The sequence below is a fragment of the Hymenobacter psychrotolerans DSM 18569 genome, assembly GCF_900142395.1.
GTDB classification, from domain to species: Bacteria; Bacteroidota; Bacteroidia; order Cytophagales; family Hymenobacteraceae; genus Hymenobacter; species Hymenobacter psychrotolerans.
In genome coordinates, this window is sequence record NZ_FRAS01000035.1 from 1 (window position 1) to 19,977 (window position 19,977).

24 protein-coding genes are annotated in these 19,977 nt (G+C 60.3%); 7 read left to right on the plus strand and 17 right to left on the minus strand.

Annotated elements, in window-relative coordinates:
- Positions 1 to 271, plus strand: a 271-nt coding sequence (locus BUE15_RS19610; RefSeq protein ID WP_139252265.1) for an integrase core domain-containing protein, incomplete at its 5' end; no start/stop codon positions are given.
- 124 nt (positions 272 to 395) lie between these two features.
- Here the strand turns inward: BUE15_RS19610 and BUE15_RS19615 are convergent.
- From BUE15_RS19615 to BUE15_RS19640, 6 genes are all read right to left on the minus strand, one after another.
- Positions 396 to 647, minus strand: a complete 252-nt coding sequence (locus tag BUE15_RS19615; protein WP_139252449.1) for a hypothetical protein — start codon at positions 645 to 647, stop codon at positions 396 to 398.
- A gap of 25 nt (positions 648 to 672) precedes the next feature.
- The gene (locus BUE15_RS19620; RefSeq protein WP_084549206.1) at positions 673 to 1,761 is read right to left on the minus strand and encodes a DUF2931 family protein; all 1,089 of its coding nucleotides are present in this window, start codon (positions 1,759 to 1,761) and stop codon (positions 673 to 675) included.
- Positions 1,762 to 1,782: 21 nt separating this feature from the next.
- The gene (locus BUE15_RS19625; RefSeq protein WP_073288732.1) at positions 1,783 to 3,180 is read right to left on the minus strand and encodes a phospholipase effector Tle1 domain-containing protein; all 1,398 of its coding nucleotides are present in this window, start codon (positions 3,178 to 3,180) and stop codon (positions 1,783 to 1,785) included.
- Between the two features lie 2 nt (positions 3,181 to 3,182).
- Positions 3,183 to 3,617 carry a DUF4280 domain-containing protein gene (locus tag BUE15_RS19630; RefSeq protein ID WP_073288734.1) on the minus strand — a complete coding sequence of 145 codons (435 nt, stop codon included), beginning with the start codon at positions 3,615 to 3,617 and terminating at the stop codon, positions 3,183 to 3,185.
- Positions 3,614 to 4,477, minus strand: a complete 864-nt coding sequence (locus tag BUE15_RS19635; protein WP_139252450.1) for a hypothetical protein — start codon at positions 4,475 to 4,477, stop codon at positions 3,614 to 3,616. Before BUE15_RS19635 ends, BUE15_RS19630 begins: the two co-directional genes overlap by 4 nt.
- 190 nt (positions 4,478 to 4,667) lie before the next feature.
- Positions 4,668 to 6,527 carry a type VI secretion system Vgr family protein gene (locus tag BUE15_RS19640; protein WP_073288737.1) on the minus strand — a complete coding sequence of 620 codons (1,860 nt, stop codon included), beginning with the start codon at positions 6,525 to 6,527 and terminating at the stop codon, positions 4,668 to 4,670.
- A gap of 427 nt (positions 6,528 to 6,954) precedes the next feature.
- Between BUE15_RS19640 and BUE15_RS19645 the strand changes: the two genes are divergently transcribed.
- Positions 6,955 to 7,626, plus strand: coding sequence for a reprolysin-like metallopeptidase (locus BUE15_RS19645; protein WP_073288738.1), 672 nt, complete (start codon positions 6,955 to 6,957; stop codon positions 7,624 to 7,626).
- 490 nt (positions 7,627 to 8,116) lie between these two features.
- Here the strand turns inward: BUE15_RS19645 and BUE15_RS19655 are convergent, their stop codons facing one another.
- The 8 genes from BUE15_RS19655 to BUE15_RS19685 form a co-directional block, all read right to left on the minus strand.
- Positions 8,117 to 8,647, minus strand: a complete 531-nt coding sequence (locus BUE15_RS19655; protein WP_073288741.1) for a VRR-NUC domain-containing protein — start codon at positions 8,645 to 8,647, stop codon at positions 8,117 to 8,119.
- Positions 8,644 to 8,850: a hypothetical protein gene (locus BUE15_RS21810; protein WP_139252452.1), complete on the minus strand. Its 207-nt coding sequence runs from the start codon at positions 8,848 to 8,850 to the stop codon at positions 8,644 to 8,646. The genes BUE15_RS19655 and BUE15_RS21810 overlap by 4 nt, the downstream gene beginning before the upstream one ends.
- On the minus strand, positions 8,847 to 9,632 hold the full coding sequence (locus tag BUE15_RS19660) for a hypothetical protein (RefSeq protein ID WP_244535989.1): 786 nt from the start codon (positions 9,630 to 9,632) through the stop codon (positions 8,847 to 8,849). The genes BUE15_RS21810 and BUE15_RS19660 overlap by 4 nt, the downstream gene beginning before the upstream one ends.
- Positions 9,595 to 10,125 (minus strand): hypothetical protein, encoded by a 531-nt coding sequence (locus BUE15_RS22415; RefSeq protein ID WP_244535990.1) that lies wholly within the window; start codon positions 10,123 to 10,125, stop codon positions 9,595 to 9,597. The genes BUE15_RS19660 and BUE15_RS22415 overlap by 38 nt, the downstream gene beginning before the upstream one ends.
- Positions 10,126 to 10,617: 492 nt before the next feature.
- Positions 10,618 to 11,025 (minus strand): hypothetical protein, encoded by a 408-nt coding sequence (locus BUE15_RS19670; RefSeq protein WP_073288749.1) that lies wholly within the window; start codon positions 11,023 to 11,025, stop codon positions 10,618 to 10,620.
- Positions 11,022 to 11,651 (minus strand): hypothetical protein, encoded by a 630-nt coding sequence (locus BUE15_RS19675; protein WP_073288752.1) that lies wholly within the window; start codon positions 11,649 to 11,651, stop codon positions 11,022 to 11,024. Before BUE15_RS19675 ends, BUE15_RS19670 begins: the two co-directional genes overlap by 4 nt.
- Entirely contained in the window at positions 11,648 to 11,944 is a 297-nt protein-coding gene (locus BUE15_RS19680) for a helix-turn-helix domain-containing protein (protein WP_073288753.1), read from the minus strand. Before BUE15_RS19680 ends, BUE15_RS19675 begins: the two co-directional genes overlap by 4 nt.
- A 2-nt stretch (positions 11,945 to 11,946) precedes the next feature.
- Entirely contained in the window at positions 11,947 to 12,213 is a 267-nt protein-coding gene (locus tag BUE15_RS19685) for a hypothetical protein (protein WP_139252453.1), read from the minus strand.
- Positions 12,214 to 12,353: 140 nt separating this feature from the next.
- On the opposite strand from BUE15_RS19685, the gene BUE15_RS19690 reads away from it, so the two are divergent.
- Complete coding sequence (locus BUE15_RS19690) at positions 12,354 to 13,196, plus strand: S24 family peptidase (RefSeq protein ID WP_244535991.1); 843 nt, start codon at positions 12,354 to 12,356, stop codon at positions 13,194 to 13,196.
- A 599-nt stretch (positions 13,197 to 13,795) separates the two neighbouring features.
- On the opposite strand, the gene BUE15_RS21815 is transcribed toward BUE15_RS19690, so the two are convergent.
- Positions 13,796 to 14,023, minus strand: coding sequence for a hypothetical protein (locus BUE15_RS21815; protein ID WP_139252454.1), 228 nt, complete (start codon positions 14,021 to 14,023; stop codon positions 13,796 to 13,798).
- A 310-nt stretch (positions 14,024 to 14,333) separates the two neighbouring features.
- On the opposite strand from BUE15_RS21815, the gene BUE15_RS19695 reads away from it, so the two are divergent.
- From BUE15_RS19695 to BUE15_RS19705, 3 genes are all read left to right on the plus strand, one after another.
- Positions 14,334 to 14,774 carry a hypothetical protein gene (locus tag BUE15_RS19695; RefSeq protein WP_139252455.1) on the plus strand — a complete coding sequence of 147 codons (441 nt, stop codon included), beginning with the start codon at positions 14,334 to 14,336 and terminating at the stop codon, positions 14,772 to 14,774.
- 99 nt (positions 14,775 to 14,873) lie between these two features.
- Complete coding sequence (locus BUE15_RS21820; protein WP_139252456.1) at positions 14,874 to 15,344, plus strand: hypothetical protein; 471 nt, start codon at positions 14,874 to 14,876, stop codon at positions 15,342 to 15,344.
- Positions 15,345 to 15,660: 316 nt separating this feature from the next.
- Positions 15,661 to 15,915 carry a hypothetical protein gene (locus BUE15_RS19705; RefSeq protein ID WP_073288764.1) on the plus strand — a complete coding sequence of 85 codons (255 nt, stop codon included), beginning with the start codon at positions 15,661 to 15,663 and terminating at the stop codon, positions 15,913 to 15,915.
- A 77-nt stretch (positions 15,916 to 15,992) separates the two neighbouring features.
- Here the strand turns inward: BUE15_RS19705 and BUE15_RS19710 are convergent, their stop codons facing one another.
- Positions 15,993 to 18,389, minus strand: coding sequence for a DUF349 domain-containing protein (locus BUE15_RS19710; protein WP_244535992.1), 2,397 nt, complete (start codon positions 18,387 to 18,389; stop codon positions 15,993 to 15,995).
- Positions 18,390 to 18,455: 66 nt separating this feature from the next.
- On the minus strand, positions 18,456 to 19,040 hold the full coding sequence (locus tag BUE15_RS19715; protein ID WP_073288766.1) for a YqgE/AlgH family protein: 585 nt from the start codon (positions 19,038 to 19,040) through the stop codon (positions 18,456 to 18,458).
- Between the two features lie 224 nt (positions 19,041 to 19,264).
- Here BUE15_RS19715 and pdxH point away from each other — a divergent pair, with 224 nt between their 5' ends.
- A complete protein-coding gene (pdxH, locus tag BUE15_RS19720) occupies positions 19,265 to 19,969 on the plus strand; it encodes a pyridoxamine 5'-phosphate oxidase (RefSeq protein ID WP_244535993.1) in 705 nt (234 codons plus the stop codon).
- Positions 19,970 to 19,977 lie beyond the last annotated feature (8 nt).

The following is a 19,977-nucleotide window of genomic DNA, read 5'->3' on the forward strand; positions in this document are numbered from 1 at the left end:
CGCTTGCCGGGTCCGCATCGCCCAAGCCGGGGCCGTGCCCAGCTTCAGCCGGCCTGGAAACCCTTATGATAATGCCCAGGCCGAAGCCGGTTGGAGCACGCTCAAAACCGAGCTGCTCCCCCCAGGCACGGCGTTCGCTTCCCTCGAAGAAGCCCGCCTGGAGGTGGCGCACTACCTCGACACCTATTTCAATCTCGACCGACGCCATTCTGCCCTGGCCTACCGCTCGCCCCACCAATTTGAACAAGACCTGAAAACCACCCTACCTTAGCTCACTGTCCGTTTCCACTAGACCACCCCAAAGTACCTTTCCAGCAAGCTGGTATAGGTCGTGCGTAACATCAGGTGCATAACGTACTCAACTTGGTTGAACCGTTTTTCGCCACCAGCCAAGCTTACTTTTTCAGGGCGACGATCCTGACGGCCATATCCGTCAGCTCGTTTTCCTTGTTCTCGTCTACAAGCAGCGTAATCGGGCCGGCGGGGTGGGCTTTGTGCAGCGTTTGAAAAGCAGCCTGGGTTTCGGCCTCGTCCATAGGGCCGGCTTTGAGCACGTACTTATGCCCAGCCTCGTCCGTGATATACAGCCCCAGGCTGCGGGTACCGGTGGGCCAGAGACTTGCCAGCAACCAACAGCGCGTCAGCATAACGAAACAAGAAGAAAGCACGGCGTTACTTGAGGGCGATGATGCGCACCGGACTTTTGGTGAGCGGGATGCGCTGGCCGCCGCTTTCGAGCACCAGCGTGGCGGCCTTGACGTACTTGTCCGTCTCGATATGCAGCGTAATCGGGCCGGCGGGGTGGGCTTGGTGCAGTTGCTGGAACACGGCCTGGGTTTCGGCTTCGTCGAAGTCCGTCTTGAGCGAATACTTATGACCAGCCTCGTCGGTGACGTAGAGCGAGAATTTGGCGGGCAAAGGGCGGGCCTGGGGGGTGAGCGCAGCCCGTAGGTAGGGGGCCATGTCCTGCGTGTCAGGGCTGCTGGTGTACTCGGCGCTGAGGAAGTTGACGCGGTAGTTGTAGAGCGTGACGAATTGGGGCAGAGCCACGTGCCAGGAATACGTTTTCAGGTATTCATCCCACTGGCGAGGGCTGAGCGTGCCGGCCTTGAGCTGAGCCTGCACAGCAGACGGGGCGGCGGCTATCTTGTTTTTGAGCATATTCACCCGGTCGGACTTGGGGTAGAAGCGACGGAAGTCCACGGTGGACGCTGCCGCCTGGTAGCGCCCTACCAGCACCTGCCGCCCTGCTCCGACAAGCCACACCACCACCGCGCCCTTGGGCAGCACGCACACAGTAAATGAAGTATAAGTGGTGTGTTGTTTTTTCTCCAGGTCCCAGAAGCCGGCTTGTAATAGCTCGTGCAGGCGCTGCTGCGGCAAAGCGAATGTGCCCTCGTAGAATGTGTCTTCCAGATACGAGAAATACAGGATTTCCAGCTTCTCGGGCGCGGGCTGGAACTCGTCGCCCACGGCCCACCCGATGGATGAGTTGCCCCAACTGCCTTCCAACGTGTGGCCCGAGGGCACCTTGAACGTCTTGCCGTCCGAGCGCACGAAAGCTCCGAACTGAATGGTCATCGGGTAGCCCTTGGCTGCACAGGGCGAGGCGCTGAGGCGAAACTTGTCGGTCTGGTAGTCTGACATAGCGGAAGAAACAGGTTGGCGCGAAGCCGTGGCCGGCGCTTGCGACTGCCCGCAGGCGGGCACGGCCAGCACCAGGGCAGTGAGTAAACGGCAGAACAAGAGCAAGCAACTCATACAAACTAACGAAGGCCTACCCTAGCGCGAGGGCAAGTCAGAGATGATTTGGCGGGCGGGCAGGTTATCGACTTCGCGCCCGCCCATCGTAATGGCGTCCATATCGCCCCAGCCCTTGACGGATGAGCGGTGCAGGTACTGGTTGCGCACCCACTTGTAGGCTTTGGGCAGCACGTAGTTGGCCGGTTCGCTCAGGGCCGTGTCGTGGCGGCTGAGCACGTAGCGGTGCATCAGCCCGCTCAGGCCGCTCAAGTTATCCGGCACTTCATACGCGGCAAAATCGTCGGCAAATGGCTTGAAGGTAGCGCCAAACTTCTGGGCCAGCTGCATCATGATGGAGAGCGGGATGAACTGGTAATGGTGGCGCACCGTGCGGGTTCCCGTCGTGCGGGTACTCGTGCCCGCCCGCACCCAGAAGCCCGAGGGCTCGGGCAGCTGCGTTTCTTCGTCGTTGTTCACGTACCAGCCCTCCCGCAGCAGGCGCTCCCGCTCGTAGGTGTCAACCACGCTCGTCTCCACCATTTCCTCTTTGTAGCTGCCGCCCACGTCGGAGTGTACGCCGGGCAGGGTGCACTCGAAGCCCACGCCGGCCTGCATGGACGTGGTGATGGTGGTGCGGGCAAAGTTCTTGCGGTACTCGTCGGCCGCCCCCAACTGCACGGCCCGCATGGGGGCCCCGTGCATAGCCAGGCGCAGCTCGTCCACGTCGTCGCCGAACGTGTCGAAGATGACGTTGCCCAGCGCCCGCACCAGCGTCCCGCGCTCGGATTCGCCCGCGTAGGACGACACCGTATCGAACACGCCCACGAAGTTGAGCGTGATGGCCTCGGGCGGCACGCCCAGGGTGGCGCTCAGGTTGGGGTACTGGCTGAAGAACTCGGCCGTGCGCCGGGCCACGAAGTGCCGCGCCGCCGCGGCCCCCCGGCTGAAACCGAACACGTCTACCGTCAGGGCTTCCAACCGTTTTTCCGTTCGTCTTAAAACCTCACTTATTTTAGTTGTTGCCTCCGTGATTCCCCTCGTTACCTTAGCCGGAATACCGGTCGGCCCCGACCCCCAGGCCAGGCCGTCCTTGTCGTCAGCCTCGTTGTCTATCGTGCCAATACCCTCCACGTACACTGACACCTCGGTTTGGTCGTCCTCAATGTTGTTCATGTACTCCATGATGGCCACGTTGGAGTAAGAGGAGTCGTAGCTCCCTTTCACCTCCACTGGCCGGCCATTGATAGTTACCACCGTGGCCGTTACGTTGGCCAGCCGGGTTTCAATATTGGTGCGATTGTTCTGGGTGCCGTCGAAGAACACGGCCACGCGCATCCTGACCGGCTCCCGGTCGTCGGTTTCAGGCTCCTCGCCTACTACCACTTTGCCAATGCCTGAGGGCGGCCCGTCCAGCAGGCTGTTGAAAACGGTTCCCATGCTTACGAAGGATTAGGCGTAGGTTGCTGGTTGAGCAGCAGCGGGCACAAACTCATGCTGGCCGTGCGTACACCCTCCACCTGAGGGGGCGGCGGCAGGCCCGGCACCTTAATTTGCAGCGTGCTCATCACACTCACCTGCCCGCCGATGGCGCAGCGGATGGTGCTCTTCTCCAGCAGCGGGTGCTGAGCCGGAGTCATGAGACTCACCTTGTCGAAGTACTTCTCCCACATGAGCAGCATCGGCACGCAGGGCGTGTTGTTCTTGACGATGCACGTGCCGAAGGGCATAAATACCTTGTCGAGCGTAGTGGCCATAAGCTTGCCCTGCACGTACACCGTGGGGTTGGTCAGCACTTTCAACTGGCTGGGCAGACTGCCTTTGTCGCAGCGGCACAGGGCCCCGTTGCACACGTATTCTTGTCCGGTCTGGCTCATAGCTGCTGCACGGTTAAGTCGTATTCTTTGGTATAGCCTGCCGGGCTCTGGCACGTCACGGTGGCTGCCACGGATACCGGCCAGCCGGTAGCCAGGTCCAGGTCGTAGGTAGCGTGGTAGGCGAAAGTGAGCGTGGCCGGGTCGGGTGGGCCAACAGGCGCCGGGTTGGGCGACAAGGCCAGCAGCGCCGCCACCTGCCGGGCCACGGCGGCCCGGTCGGTGCGGTCTTCATCGAGCCGGCCGCGCAGGTGCAGCGTGGCCCGGCCCGGCACCGTGGGCTCGCCCAACGTTAACTGCTCCTGGAAACATACGGCGGTATCAGCCAGAAAATGCGGGAAGGCTCGGGCCTGCGTGTAGCAAAATCCGCTTTCAAACCGCTGCTGATACAGGTTGGCTACCAGCAGCGAATGGCTATAGTCATGGTGTAAGGAGTCCAGCAGCCGGGCGGGGTCCTGCACCTGCGCCTCCACCGCAGCCCGTAAGGAGGCCGTCAGCGCGTCGGCTTCGCCGTAGCGGGCAAGCAGCTCTTGCTTGATGTCGGCCCAAGTTGCTATAATTTCGGCATGGTTGGCTACAGCTAGGCGCTGGCCTGCCGGCGACGTTTCGATGACCAAGTGGCGGTAGATGCCTGCTAGTAGCAGCATTATTTCTTCCAGCGGCAGCAGGTCGGGTTTGCGCAGCGTGGGCGGGGCTGTGGTCCAAGACAGCAGCAACCGGGCTCCGTGGTACGTCCCGGTCAGCGTGAGGTGTTTGCTGATGACGGAACGGGCTACCTCCCCATACCGACGTTCTTCCCAGCGGGTCGTTACTTCGTAGGCCAGCGGATGCGGCGGCGGACGCAGCTCCAACCGGACTGGCAAGTGGAAAACCCCGTAGTGTGCCAACCGCTCCACCGTGCGGCTGCTCCCGGCTTGCTGAACTAATCCACTGCCAACCGGCAGCGCCGAACTTGCTGCCGACGACCCCAAAGGTGAACCTGCGAGACGAAAGTCGCTCATTGAAAAGAGGAAATCAGGCTGACAACTCTATGGCAAAGTGGGACTACTGCGTTTAGCCGTTCAGCTTTACGTCCGAGCCGTTGAGCTTTACTAAGCCGGTTGCGGTTACTTCCACATTATTCGCGGCTTTCACCATCGTCTTCTTCGCTGCGGCTTCCAGGGTCAAGTCGCCGCTTACCGCCGTAAGTAACATTTCCTTCTGAGCCCGCAAGGCAACGTCCTCCTCCAAGGCCTGCACGCTGACCTTCTTCTTGGCTATCAGGCTGATGCTTTCATCGGCCTGCAGCGTAATATTTTTCGCCGACTGCAGCGTAATGTCTTTTCCCGCCGTCAGATTGATCGGCCCGTTGGTTTTGATGTCAATGCTGCCATCACCTTGGAAGCTGATGGTTATAGCCGTGTCCTTCTTATTGGAGTTGGAAATAAGAATGGACTGGGCGCCGGCTGTATCCAGCATCACAAACTTGTTGCCGCCGGCGGTCTGGATGCCTTTCAGGCCGTTTTTGGCGGGCGAGTAGCTGGCCCCCTGGGGATTCTGGGCGTGGAACATATTGCCCAGCACCACGGGCTGCTCGGCCAGGTTCTGGTGGTAGCCGATGAGCACCTGGGAACCCACCTCCGGCTTCATGAAGTGTCCCTTCCCGTGGCCGGAGTAGGGCGTGAGCACGCGCAGCCAGTCGGTTTCGGCCGCTTTCTTGTTCTCGACGGGCCAGTGGTAGCGCACCTTCAGGCGGCCCAGCTTCTGCGGGTCGTTGTCGTCGATGACTTCGGCCAGCTCTGGCGTACCCTGCGGCGGCAGCTGATGGGGGTTGACCGGCGGAATATCCACCACGTGCGGAATAGCGGTAAACGAGTTGCGGTAGTTTCCCAGCGCGTCCACGTGGTGCGTGATGTCGATGATGCGGTAGGTGCCGAAGCTTTCCTCGGCCTGCTGGTGCGTGCCGAAGCCTTGGCCGCGAATGGACAGAACGCCGCCTAGCTGCAGGGCGGGCTGGTCGCTGTAGCCCTGCACGCTTACCAGGTCGGCGGCGCGGTTGGCTTTGAAGGCTTTGGCTTCGTCGTTGAGCTGGGCGGCCGTCGCGCCGGGCACTTCGGCCGACGCATGCATGGGCTGCTGAAACAGCTGCGTGGCCTTGTCCAGCACGACTTTACCGAAGCGGTGCTGCTGCAAGCCGGGCACCTGCTGGCTGGCCGTGTTGCCGGTGTTGTGCTGGTGCTGCTGGTAATCATAGTCGTAGAGCACGGCGCGGGTGGGGCGCAGGGCCAGCCCGAAGTGGAAGCCGTTCCACTCACCGTCGGCCTCGAAGTCGTGGGCCTCGCTGCTGGCCGGGGCGCCCAGGCGCAGCGTGGTGCCATCGTAGTAGAGCCATTCGCCGTACTCGGCGGCCAGGCGGCTCAGGAAAGCGTAGTTGGTTTCCTCGTACTGTGCCACGTAGGGCAGCGGGGCCTGGTGCGTAGGCGTAATGCTGCGGGCCAGCAGGTTGCCGGGGTAGGGTTGCAGGACGGTGTTGAAGATGGCCGTCAGGGTCTGGTTGACGAAGGTGCGCTTCTGCAGGCCGTCGCTGAGCAGAAAGCAGGGGCTGTAGGCCTGCACCCGCACGCTGCTGCTGTAGTCGGAATCCTGACCCGTGCTCAGCTCAGCCACCAGGCCTTTGAACTGCAGGGTCTGGCGCTGGTTGAAGTGAAATGCCTCATCGGCCTCCACGGCCACCTCGACGGGCTGGCTCAGCAGCTGCTCGGGGGCCTTGGTCAGAAAGCCGGTCAGCGGCCCCTCCACATGGTCGAAGGGCACCTGTAGCGTCAGCGTGTGCGGCGCGAACAGACTTTGGTGGAGGGTGAAAGAATGAAAATCGGTGCCGGGAGCCAGTAAGCGGCCGGCGCACCGCACGTCGAGGGTAACCTGTCGGGCCATATATGCAGCTAGAGAAACACGAGAAACGAAATCAAACAGCCGTCCTGAGGGCGATAAAAAATAAAATGGCCGGGCTGTTATTGCGCTAAGGTAATGGGATTTAGGAAAGAAGCCAGTGTGCGGCGAAGGGCTAACGAGGCAGCATAAATTTCGCTACGTTTGCTCCACTACTTCTATTCCGTGTTACATGAGCTTATTCCATTTGCCAGCCGGCCGGCCGCAGGGACGCGCCGCCGCCCTGCACCAGGGGCGTCCGCAACAGCCTACCCGCAAACCCACAGGACGGGCCGCCGCCCTGCATCAGGGCCGGCCAACGCCGCCACCGGCGCCGAGTGGGCGGGCAGCGGCGCTGCATAGTGGGGCGCGACCAGTAGCCTCTTCGCCTGCCTCCGTTACGGCAGGGGTTTCGTTTGACCGACTGCAAGTAGTGGACACTAAGTTGGCCACCACGTTTATCATCCGAGTGAACCTCAAAGCCGAGTTGTATAATATATCCACTGGCTCAGTATCGGGCCTGACCGATGCGGTTGAGCGAGCCTTCCGCTTGGCAGTGGAACAGACGTACACTCCCGCCACGGCGGCACGGGCTTTGAACGCGAAAAAGATGCTCTACAAGTTTGTGCCTGGCTATATTAATGTAACGGAGCGGTACGACTACAAAAACACGGCTGGCAAGCTGCAACTGATTGTGGTAGATCAAATGATAGGTGTCAACGCTGACGGTGGGCCACTAGGCGGCTTAGCCCCGCAATTCGGGTCACACCTGTACGTGGGCAAAACGGGTGTAGCCGGCATGGCGAAGGTTATCGTGCATGAAATAGGGCATACGATGGGGCTGCAGCACACATGGGAGGATGAATTTGCCGGCAATGACCGGGACCCGCGCAATGCTATGTCCTATGGCACCGTTGCGCAGCCCACGTTTTCGGGCGAACAACTGTTCTTTAGCTTTACCAAGCGAGGCTCCCTCATGACGCGCACGAACTTCCAGGTGACGACCGGGGACATGGAATCTCCATTTGGCAAGAGCACGAACGTACGACCCACGCGCACCAATATTGGGCGTGGCATCACCATTCCTACCCCCCTTACGCAGTAGAGGCCATGTACAAAATGCTTTGCCTGGGAGTATTGGCAGTGGGCATGGCCGGGTGTCGGCAGCCGGAGCCGGATACTATTAAGGTGGCGCTGGATGTGAATAATCACAGCACCGATTCCGGCCGGCCGGACAGTGCCCGGATGCAGGTGTATTGCGACGGAGTGCTGGTAGTAGATACCACCTTGGGCAACGTGCATAGTGGCCCGCCCTACCAAACCGGAGATTCCTTCAACCGACACTGGCTCACCGTGACGCCGGGCCGGCATCAGCTACAAGTAAAAACTCCCAAATACGACTTGGCTTTGGACACGGTATTAGTACTAGACACGCTCTTTTTCACCAGCGTGAACCTACATCACCATATCCGCTATCCTGATACCTTGCGTTTGGCTAATGGCTCGGTGGCCCATGTCATACCCGCTGACACAACCAGCAAAATTATGGTCAGCAAAGTAGCATACCGCCGAAGTAGGTTGTGAGGCCGGGAATTTTACGCATGGTGGTAGGGGGCTTGGGGGTCGTTGGTGACGGTGTGGCCTGGTAGGCACGTTGGGGCAGGCGGTGCTGGAGTATCGTCGGGGGTGGCTGGGGCCGCTGGGGCGGGGCACTGGCAGGCGTCGGGCCACTCTTCGCAGCGTGTGCAGCGTGAAATCTTGTGCAAGCCCCTTCGCTCGAATGACTGTACAAATTGCTCGTAGCTGTAGGCCACGAACGGGAAGCCGCCGCACGCCTTCAGCTCGTTGAGAAATTCGATTTGATGGTCACTGAGCCGATCCTTACCGGCCTTCACTTCTACCCCGATGAACTTGGCGTCCAAGCGACGGAAACCGAGAATATCAGGTACACCTACCCGGTTGTTCGGATGAGGGTACCAGCGGCCCGTTTTGGAGTTGTAGCGGCCTCGGTTGTCTTGGGCCCAGGCGACGACTCCTTTGGCGCTGAGGTAGCCGAGAATATGAGCGGTTATTTCGTCGGCTTTGAGGTCGTAGAGTTCGAGCGGGGTTTGGGGCTGGGGCTTCATGGGGCGGGGATTTCGACAGATGAGCCAATGCCGACCAAACGGGCCACTTCGGCGGGGTGCGTGGGATATTCAGGACTGAACACGCGGGCGTGGGTACTGCAGCGGTCCTGCATACAGCTGGCAGCGCGGGTACGGGTGGCGGGCGTGGTGGTCACGCGGTAAAGGCTGCCACAGGTGGCGCGGTAGTAGGTGACAGTGTTCATGCGCCGAGGTGCTTCGGATTCTCAATTTCCAGCTTGTCAGCGAAGCGGCGGGTGGCGGCGGCGTGGCGGCGGGTTATCTGCTGCTGGGCGGCTTGGGAGGGTTGCCAGTCGGGCCGGGGGTGGCGGTGGATGGCTTGCTGCACCTCGTGGCGCTGCTGCTCGGCCTGCTGCTGGGTGAGCAGGCCGCGGCGGTACTTCTGCTTGATGAGCGTGAGCTTGTCGCGCAGGTGTTGGGCGTTGGGGTGGCTATCGGGAATCGTCAGGGCCACATTTTGCACCAGCGCGGGGGCAGTTTGTTTGAGCTGGTGGAGGGCTACGGCTTCCTGGCTGATGGCTTGGGCTTTGCGGTCGAGGTGGCTGTTTTCGAGGTACCGAGCCTTCTTCTCGAAGTAAGTGTTAAGCACGCCGTAGATGGTGGCCGGGTCGAGGGCGTTGAAGAACTTGGTACCGGTGGTGCGGGCTTGTTTGAGGGCTAAGATTATATCCTTCACGCTGTCGTGGGTGTAGGTCTGAGCCAGCGTGTCGGCCATCTCCAGGATGTCGGCCGCGTCGGGCTTATCGGCTACCCGGACACTATCCACGAAGGCCCGGAGGATGACGACCAGCAGCTTGACCAATACCTCCTCGCCGTACTTGTAGCGCAGCTGGAACAGCTTGGGGGCAACGGCGGCCTGGGCCACTGTCAGCCCTACCGACAGCTCGGCCAGCACGAGGCGGGCGCTATCGTTGGGGGTGCTGGCCAGCTTACCGGTCGTACTTCGACTTAAAGCCAGTGCGAGCAAAGAATGCTCCGGGGTCGTGGGCGTCGGGGCCGGCGTGGTGGGCCGGGGCGAGTTTGAGGCGGTTGTCGGCGGCGTCATTGAGCATAAATCGTTTGGCGGTGGCAACCCAATCCCGGCGGGTGGGCTCTAATCCGGTATTCTTGTCGCGCCAGGTGGCGACGAGCTGATGGTAGTGGCGCAGGTCGGCCAGCTGGTAGTCGGTGCCGGCGAAGGCGGCTATGAAGGTTTCGACCTGGGCAATGGGGCTCCGGCTGAAGGGTAGCTCGGGTAGTGCGGGGCGGCCCCGGCCGGAAGCGGCGCGCGGGGCGGTGGCAGCTGCGCGGATGGTATCAGCCTCTACCCCCTTTTTCTTTGGCGCAACTTTCTTTTTGGGGGCTGTCGGCCGGGCCGGGCCTGCACCGTTAGGTTGAGCGGTGTCGTCGAACAGTTCCGCGCCTGAAAGCCCCTCCCCTTCCAGCACCTCTATTTTTTTTTGAGGACGTGGCGGCGGCACCGTTTACACTGTTTACACTATCACCTGTTTTATCATATAAGGAGTGTTCCCCCACTTCTGGGGGAACCTCCCCGGTTAGGTTGCCCCGGTTCTGGGGGTACTGTTCCCCCACTTCTGGGGCAACCATGGCCGGTTCGGTTGCCTCACTTTCGGGGGAACCTGGCCCGGCCGGTGCCCCCACTGCCGGGGGAACCGGGCCGCCGAAGCCGACCATCACCACGCAACTTGCGCCGGCGCTGCGGCTGGGCCGGTAGGCTAGCAGGCCGAAGTCGGACAGGGTGCGCAGGGTGGCGGGTAGGGTGTCTTTGTTGCCGATGTGGGCTGCCCGCATCAGCGCCTCCCGGTCCAGGGGCAGGGTCTCGGGGAAGCGGGCGGCGTTCCATGCGAAAAACAGGGCCCAATACAGGCTGACGTGGTGGGGCCGGGCGTCGGGGCGGGCGCTCAGGTGCTCGTGGGCGGTACGGGTTTGCTGGACGTAATTCACGGGGCCGCTCAGGAAGGGACATCTGCATAGGGATTTGCCGCGCTGACGAATGTGTAAAACTCCATCTGTCGCCGCGCCGGGTTCCAGCTGCCTTCCGTGCGTTGCTTCAGCACGTTCTCCCGGTTGGTCAGTACTTGGATATTTCCGGCCGTGTAGCCCTGGGTGGGGTCTATCCGGTCAATATGGTAGCTGGTGGCGGTGCGTCCCCGCCTGGTCAGGTACTCCGTGCGCCGGGCGAAATCGGCAAACTCATCCAGCGTCAAGTCGAAGTGCTTGCCGCGCCGCTTGGCGTTGGCCTTCAGGTGCCGGTAGGCGTAGCGCAGCGGGTTAGTATGGGCATCACACGTCGCGCACCGTTTCCTATCCGCCTTGGCCGTTTTAAAGCATCCCGGCGTGCTGCATAGCCTCCGTTTCATACAGGCTGTAGTGCTTGGTGATGGGCGTGGAAGACAGCGGCCGAGAAGCCGCGGGGCGTGAGGCTGCGAATGTTGGCGCGGTTCTTCGAGCCGGGCACCTTATCCACCATTGAGCCTTTGATGGGAAAAACAGGCCGCTTGTCAGGCATGATAAAGCCGTGGCCGGTCCAGAGGCAGGTGCGCTTGGTGTAGGCTTCGGGTTCCGGGTCTTCGAGCCAACCGGCGTACTCGCACGGATCAAACTGATGGTCGGGCTCGCGCCAGTAGTGGCGGAGCTGGCCCCTGGGGTTTTCCAGGAAGTAGGGTGAGCCCAGGCGGTGGCACAGGTCGGCGGCGGCACCCACCAGGTTGAGAGCGGCAGCCAGGGCGCGTATCCCTTTCACGCGGAACAGATGGGCCCCGGCATTGCTCAGATCGGTACAGGGCGGGAAGGCAGCCACGAAGGCCACGGGGCCGGGCGGGGGAACGAAGCGGCGTATGTCACCCCCGACCAGACACACGTTGCCCTGCCACGTTTCGCCGGGCGGGTGCTGCACGTCGACGCAGTAGCAGACGTAGCCGGCGGCGGCCCAGGGCTCGGTAAACCGGCCCGAATGGTCGAACAGGGAAACAACTACGCGGCTCATGCGGCTTGCACCGTAAGGCGGTGGTAGCGGCGCGGATAGGCCTCCAGCACCGACCGGCGGAAACCCCAGTCCTTCTCATTGAGTCGCACGCCCGGCAGGCGGCCGGCGCGACGGGCACGCAACAAGGCACTGACCGAAAGGCCGATATATTCGGCGGCGTGGGCAGTAGTCAGTACCTCATCAGGTTTAGTGGTGGTAGCGGCAACGCGGGCGGCTTCGGCCTGCTCCAGCTTATCGAGGCGGGCCAGGTGCTGCCGCCACTCCATTTCGGGAATGATGATGACGGCTTGCATACTTATGCGCTAAGGGCCTGCCGGCGGGCAGTCAGTTCGGTACGTTGTTTTTTCTCCGCCTCCACCGCATCGAGCACCGCCATTTCGATAGTCGGGTTGTTGGTGCCGTTGCGCTGGATTGTGCTATAGATGGTACTCCGGGCGTACTCGTGCCCGCGCTCCGCCAGAATTTTTTGGGCGGCGGCAACGATGTCCGTCTTGTGTCCCAGGGACTTCACCAATCCGTGAAGCGTGGGAGTTTGTGAAAAATTGTTAGGCAACTGTTCCATTTTGTTATGCGTTTAGTACATTTGAATGTATCATTACCACAAGTAACGCATACTAAGGTAATTAGTAAGCATACTGTGTAATAAAAACGCGTACAATTATGGAACAGGCTGAGTCACAGAAGAAAAAACTTCCGGCTGGGGTGGACGGTGACACCGGGGCACGCATCAAGCAACTCTTTGAGCATCACGGTATTAGCACCTATGAGGCTAATCAGCGCCTGGGCTATTCACGCACGAGCAAGCTCTACAAAGTGCTGAGCGGAGAGGTACGGCCGTCGTACGAGACGCTGGTAGACTTACTGGCCGAGTTTCCAGATGCTTCGCCGGATTGGCTGCTAATGGGCAAAGGACCCATGCTGCGAGCAGCGGCGAAGGCCGACGCTGCGCCGAAGTCGGCGGTGCTGCAGCAGGTCGTGCGCGGTGACAAGGTGGTGGTGGTGACCGTGGATGAAAAAGGCAAGGAAAACACGGTGTTCGTGCCGATACCTGCTCAGGCGGGCTACGCGGTGAGCCACAATGAGGCCGTGTTTGTACGCCAGCTCAGCAACTTCAAGATACCGGGCTTTGACCGGGGCGAGTACCGGGCCTTTGAGGTATCAGGCGACAGTATGGAGCCCACCATCAACCACCGGGACATTGTAATAACGTCGCGCGTGGATGAGTTGCGGCTGTTGGAGCCGGGGGAAGTATATGTAGTCGTAACGCCTGAGACGGTGATGCTAAAGCGCATCAAGGACCAGGTTCGCGGCAGTGATAATGAAGTGGTGCTGTATTCGGACAACGCGCACCGCAGACCCTACCACATGGAAACGCGGGACATCGAGGAAATATGGCGCGTGCGGGGCTACGTGTCGAGCTATATACCCAGCGCGCCGGACGTGACGATAGAACGGCTGTGGGAAGTCATCGAGGAGTTGGGCTTTGACCGGGGCACCGTGCGGCGTCATCTGGATGAAGGTGCTACCTCTGACGCTACCCTATGAAAATGATCAGGCGCTTACGCACGCGTAAGCGCCTGATAGAATGACAGTTACCGAGCGCTCCGGTGTATAGTAAAGAGCCCCGACAGGAGGCTCACTGATAGAAAAAGTCCTTGTAAATCTTTGATTTGCAAGGGCTTTTTTCTTGACTTGTACTACGCTCAACTTTGGGTACCGCCATTGCGTTATGTTATCTATATTTGTAACACTTTGTATTAATTTGTCAGTCGTTCGGACTGGCTTACCATATAAACGGCGGCCAACGCCCGAAAGCCCTGACCGCCGCCACTCTAGTGTCCGAGCCAGTGGCTAACCACGGCCCGAACCGCCCCTGCTAGCACTGCCTTGCACAGTTCTAGCAGGACGTGAAATCTACTGGCCTTGCCAGCGTGTTTCACTTTCGCACGTTTACCCATTTTCCCCGGGAGTAAGGTGCTCGTAACACCCACTTCCTGAAGCCCCGGTTGTTCCACCAGCTGGGGCTTCGTCTTTTCAGACAAGGCGTTGGCGGGGTGACTACCATGCGTTGCGACGAAGATAACGCACCTGCCAGTGAGAAACTACGGCCTTGCCAAAGCGTACCTTTGCCCGGCAATAAGTATTTACGATACCCGCACAAATTCCACAACCCACAGCCACTCATTCCGAGTCCAGGCCGTCGGATAGATGGAATCTAGTAGGCCCCGGAAAGCAGCCGTGGGGGTACTATACCACCGGAAACCGCCAGCGGTGCCGGGGTGTGGTTCTACCCTACCCCAGGATACGCGTCCTTCCTTCTCTATGGAGTCGATACCCTCGGCCAGCGCATCGGCGTCACGCAGGCTGCGCACCTGCTCGGCCCGGATGCTCGCGTAACCGTTTTGCGGCCAGCCTGGACGGCAGCCAGCATGGCGGAGTTGAAGGAGATGAGGCGCATATAGCAGCCAAGATATCGGCTCTGGCGCAATCCTTGAAACACAGGGCAGCAGGAAGGTTGGCTGTAAGTATGGGTATTGTTAGCAATTGCTGGCAACTCGGCTCGGTGAGCCGTTCTCACGTGCATGTTCAGTATTCTGTCTTCCATTCTGTCAGGAACCGTGCATTTATTCCGGCGTCTATCTTTGCTCCTTCATTCGACTGCTCTTACCCTGTTGCTGCCATATGTCCACCGTCTTACCGCCTTCTGCCAACCGCTTGTACTTCGAAAACGCCGCCGGCCGTGTGGAAGAGGACGTCGATGGTTATGTGCGCCTCACGTATCACCCCGGTCGTCGGGAAATGGCTGTCTGGCAGGGCCTACTCCAGCATACCAAGCGCCTGCTCACGCGCCAGGCCGGCGGCCTGATGATGGTCGACCAGCAGCAGATGACGGCCTTCACTCCTCAGGAACAAGCCTGGCTGACTGAACAGTGGCTGCCGCAGGCTCTGGTGGAAGGCGGCTACCGCTTCGGCGCCGTTGTGCAGGCCCGGGACGTATTTGCCCGCTTGGCCATGGACTCAATCCGCCTCCAGGTGCAGCATCTGCAGCTGGAGTACCGCTACTTCCCCGACGAGGCCGCCGCCCGCGCCTGGCTGCTCTCACGGCCTACGTCCCGGAGCTGAGCAGCTTCATAAATCACCGTGCACTCTATCCAACCTCAGCCTACTTCTGCAGATTTTCTCCCTTCCTCACAAGCCCTGATTAATGCGTATCTTTAAATTATGAAACCACTATCCCACTTCCGATATGCAGTATTAGGGCTGCTGTTTGCTGTTGCTTCAGGCTGCAGCGATGAGGAAAAGAAACAGGATGCCGACCCCAAACCAACTGCCACCAGCCATACCGTACAGGTTCAATACAAAGGAGCCAACCTCACCGATTTGGGCGCGCGTATATCCGGCGAGGCAGTTAGCGCCGACGGCCAGACGGTATTGAATAACTTCAGCACCTTGCTTCCGGAACAGGATATAGCAGATGTGATTAGTGTAGGCGAGATACCGATTTCCTATAAATTCACCACAATTATAAGTTTCGAGAATCTGCGCACCACCCGGGCCCCACTCAACAGCTCTCTGGAAGCCATTATTTTGGTGGATGGTGTTGCCAAACGCACGCTGCGTATTAATCATGCAACAGCTCCTGGCTCTTCGTTCGTTACAGCAAAGGCAGTTATACAGCCTAGTGACTGGTAATACCCCCAAGCTGTTTACAACAAAAGAGCTCTGCCACTTGGCAGAGCTCTTTTGTTGTAAACAGCTTCAATGAAAAGCAAATACTCTATTGAATGCGCTTAACGCAGTAGGAACCGCAAAGAATTTAACCTGCCGTGTCTGCTATTTAATAACGTACTATCTACTGGCGTGCACTATAATAAATACAACGCAAAAAATATTGCAGTAAACGACGGTCGAATACGGTTGTCTACCGTAATGGGAAATATTTGGTAGGTTTGCGCACAGCATAATTACGCCTGTCACAGTTTCTCACCGGTTCACTAAAATAAAACGCATGGCCCTCGACCTAAGCCAACTCGAAGAAGTATTGAAAAACGCGAAAAACAGCGACGTTGTTAAGAAGGAATTGCGCAAGGCCTTGCGTACTGTTTCAGCCGCTATTCGCAACCTCAATCAGGCAGTAGAAGATATGGATACTATCCTGGCTGATGACTACCAGCCGACCGTGAAGGAGCGTAAGCCGCGCACGGTAACTCCGGGTGGTGCCAAGCGGGGCCGTAAGCCAAAGAATGCAACGCCCGCGGCATAACACGCTGCCTCTACTTAAAAATAAAGCCCCGGCTTCTTCTACAGAAGCCGGGGCTTTATTTTTAAACGAAAAGTCGATTAGCTACGAACGACGCGGAGCTGCTTTTTCAGACCTTCAATCCGGCCCTGGGCCTCGTCGATACGGCCTTGGTATTCTTCGCGGAGCTGCGCAGCGTTTTTAGAGCGCGCAAAGAATTCCAAGTTGGTTTTCAAAGTGGAAATATCATTTTCCAACTCATTGATTTCCCGCCGCAAGGACTGCTCTTTTTTATAAAGCTGCTGCTGCGAGTCAGGGGCGGACTTCAGACGCTCTACCTGCAAATTGAAAAGCAAATCAGCGCGCTCCGCGTAAGCCAGGCCGGGCACGGTGTCCAGGTATTTGCCCATCAAGGTCTGGAAACGCTCATCGGCGCGCTCCGCGGCTCCCAGTGCCTGCCACTGCTGCACATGCTGGCGGAAACCTTCCACCGTGCCGGGCTCGTCGGCAGAGAGTGCGGCAATTTGCTCCGCCAGCTGATCGAGGTGAGCATTTTGCTCTTGGCTTAGCTGCTGCGCTTTGTCCTGACGCTGTTTCTGCTCCTGGTTTTTGCGGTCGAAGAAGGCGTCGCAGGCAGTGCGGAAACGGTTCCAGACTTTGTCAGACTGCTTTTCCGGCACGCGCCCGATCAGCTTCCAGTCTTTCTGCAGCCGGATAACAATTTCACGGCCCTGTTCCCAGTCCGGGTTGGCCAGGGCGGCTTCGGCCTGCTCAATCAACTCCAGCTTACGCTTTAGGTTGCTGTTCTTCTCTTCGTCGAGGGCCTTGAAGAACTGATTTTTGCGCTGGAAAAAGCCTTTGTAGGCTCCCCAGAACTGCTTGTTCATGGCATCGGCCTTGTCGCGGGGCACGAGGCCGGCGGCGTCCCACTCCTCCTTGAGTTTCTGCAGCTCATCGGTCTTGGCACGCCATTCGTTTACGCGCTCCGTCTCAAACTCGCCAAAAGGCCTGAGCTGCTCCAGCAGGGCAGTTTTTCGCGTAAGGTTCGCGTTTTCGGCGGCCGAGCGGGAATCCAGAAACTCTTTCTTGCGGTTGTGTACCAGCTCCGAGGCCTGCAGAAAGCGCTGCCACAGCGGCTCCCGCTGCTCATTCGGCACGGGTCCGATGTGCTTCCACTCCTCATGCAGCTGGCGCAGATCCGTCAGGGCCTTGTTAATGCTCGACTGCCCGGCCAATGCCTCGGCCCGCACAATCAGCGCCTCTTTAGCCTCCAGGTTGCGGCGGCGGTCCAGCTCCTTCATCTCGAAGAACAGGCCGCGGTTGTTGTAGAAGATGTCGAGCAGCGCGTGATACGAGTTCCAGAGTTCCTGGGCGTCTTTCTGCGGCACTGGCCCCGTGGCTTTCCAATCGTTCTGCAGTGCCTTGATGCGGGCCGAACTATCCTTGGTTTCGGCAGACTCCACCAGCAGCCGCAGCTGCGACAACAGCTCCTGCTTGTGCGCCAGGTTGAGGGCCCGCTGCTCATCTTCGGCTTTGGCGTCGCGCACGCGGCTTTCGCGGAACTCCTGCATGGCTTTGCTCAGCTCCTGATGGCCTTCCGGCCCGGCATAGGCAAAGTCGTCGGCGGCATTGCCGGCCTCCGTGAACTGCTGACGGGCCGCTGTGCGGCCGGCCTGCACTGCCGTATCGTATTGGCGGTAAAGGTCCGTAATCTGCTTGCGGTTCTGGCGCGCATCGGGGCGGCGCAGCAGCCCCAGCAGATACGATGCCTGCGCCGGCAAATCGAGGGCAGCAAAATCAGGAGCCGGAGTTTCCGGCACAAACTCTTCCTCTTCGGCTCCGTGGTCGGGCTCGGCAGGTGTATTCTCGGCAGGGGTATTCTCGGCGGTAGCCGGCGTTTCCTGCGAAGTTGGCAGCGCCGCTACTTCGTCCGGGGCGTTTTCCAGGTCGGCGGCAGACTGCAGCTCGATGGTAGGGCGCTCCGGGTCCGGGGTATGCGCCGGAGAGCCCGACTCATCAATGGCGGCGGAGCTGGGAGTTTCGGTTGAGTGCGTAGCGTCGGTGCTGGCCGGAACGGCTGGCTCGGCGCTTACGGAAGAGGGCTCGGGCAGGGCCTGGGAAGCAGGCATAGCAGCGGCTGCTTCGGCACCTGGCTGGCCGTAGTGCGCCTCGGCGCGGGCCTGCGGCTCCGACAGCTCAGCCGCGTGCGCGGGCGGGGCCACCACTGTTGCTACCGTAGAAGGCGCAATGCCGGTGGCAGCGCTGGCGGCAGGAGTTTCGGCGGTGCCGGCCCCGGCCGGCTGCTCAGGCTGCGGGTGTGTTTCCGTGGCCGGGCGCTCTACGATGTCGGCGGCCGGAGTGGCAGCCGGAGCAGGCGCGGCCGGCTCGCCGCCCTGCTTCGACTTGATTTCGGCCAGGCGGCGCTCCAGAATGCTCATCGGCGACTCCTCGTTGGCGTCGGAGCTGGCGGAAGCAGGTTTATCGTTTTCAGGTAGCATAAGTTCAGATGAAATGGCCCGGCCGGCAGCAAGGCGGCACGACGGGCAACGAAGGAAGAAAACAGGTTAGTTGAGACGAGGGTCCAAAGGGTAGTTGGACAGGGCGCGGAAACGGCCGCCTTTCTCGCGCAGAATAGCCTGCCAGAAAGCATCATTGTCCAAAGTAAAGACTTTCCCGGCAGCATCCGGATGCACAATCCAAACATTTTCCCCAACCTCAGTGGCCAGTTGCCCGGCCGTCCAGCCGGAGTAGCCCGCATAAAAGCGGACGGCCTCGGGCTGCATGTCGCCACTTAGCAGCAGCCCAACCAGAACGTGAAAGTCGCCGCCCCAGTATACATCCTGCCCCAGCGGAACAGCCTCCGGAATATCGGGGCGCTGGTGCAGGTAATGCAGGGTATCGGGCTGCACGGGGCCTCCAAGCAGCAGCGGCTGGCGGGCCAGCACCTCCGGCGTACCCTCGGGCAGCTCAAGCACGTCGCCCAGGCATAGACTGGAAGGCCGGTTGAGCACCAGCCCAAACGTGCCGTCCTGCTCATCGTGGCGGCAGATCAGCACCACGGTCCGTTCGAAGTTGGGGTCGCCGAGAAATGGCTGGGAAATGAGCAGGCTGCTGGAGCGAAGACGCGGCATGGCAGAAGGATTATACATGATACTAAGCCGGGCGGTATAGCCAAAGAGTCGGCGGGCGGCCCACAGGTTGCCTTGGCCAGACGGCCTGTCGGCCCGCCACCCGCTCCGGCCAGTGGCAGACGTTTCGTGAACCGCCCACCGCTTGGTTGGTTTACGTCAGAGAAGGCCGCCCAGGTTCCCGCATATCATCATTATGCTACCTTGCAGGCTCAAACGCGCCGCCCACCCGCGGGCATCCTCCTATGCTCACGGCCAGCGGCGCGCTGCTCTGCTTCATTCTACCCCAGCATCTTCTGATGATAGACCCGCATCTGGCCGATTTGCGCAAAACCTACGCCCAGCGCACCCTTTCTGAAGCTGATGTGCTGCCCGCCGCCGTGCTGCAGTTCCGCCGCTGGCTTGAAGAGGCGCTGCAGGCCCAGCTCGACGAGCCCACTGCCATGACGCTGGCCACCGTCAGCGAATCGGGGCAGCCCTCGGCCCGCGTGGTGTTGCTCAAAGGCCTGCCCGATGACGCTGGCCTGCTGTTCTACACCAATTATGAGTCGCGCAAGGGCCAAGAGCTGGCCGCCCGGCCGCTGGCTGCCGCCACGTTCTTCTGGCCCGGGCTGGAGCGGCAGGTACGGGTGGAAGGCCGCGTGGAAAAAGCGCCCGCCAGCCTGTCCGACGAGTATTTTCAGAGCCGGCCGCGGGCCAGCCAGGTTGGCGCCTGGGCCTCGCCGCAGAGCCAGAAGATTGAAAGCCGCCAGCAGCTGGAGCAACAGGAAACGGCCGTGCTCAACCGGTTTGGCGACCAGGACCCGCTGCCGCGGCCGGAGCATTGGGGCGGCTACATCCTACGGCCCCACCGCATAGAGTTCTGGCAGGGCCGCCCCAGCCGCCTCCACGACCGGATAGTGTACGAGCTGGAAGGCGACACATGGCGCCTGAGCCGGCTGGCCCCGTAATGCTCGGT